This window comes from Photorhabdus africana, assembly GCF_035181445.1.
Lineage (GTDB): Bacteria > Pseudomonadota > Gammaproteobacteria > Enterobacterales > Enterobacteriaceae > Photorhabdus > Photorhabdus laumondii.
In genome coordinates this window covers 1-269 of sequence record NZ_JAXBVE010000256.1, presented here as the reverse complement: position 1 = coordinate 269, position 269 = coordinate 1, and the positions used below count along the sequence as shown (strand labels likewise).

Here is a 269-nt window from a genome sequence, read left to right as displayed (position 1 = left end):
CCTCGGACATTATCTGGCTGACTAACCAAACCGTGACCCTGCCGGATGGCACTACCGAGGTGGTCACTGTGCCGCAGGTTTATGCGCGCGTCCGTCAGGGCGACCTGCGCAATGATGGCGCTTTGCTGGCCGGGAATACCGTGGCGCTCAACAGTCAGGGCGATATCACCAACAGCGGCACCATCAGCGGGCGTGACGTCACTCAACTGACGGCCAACAACCTGACCAACAGCGGTTTTATTCGCGGCGGCAAAGTAGATTTAGCGGCC

General features: G+C 59.9%; 1 protein-coding gene. It reads left to right on the top strand.

Annotated features, from left to right (window positions below):
- Nucleotides 1-269 (top strand): hypothetical protein (locus SLS51_RS23660; protein WP_323840900.1); only part of this gene is annotated, 269 nt, incomplete at both ends.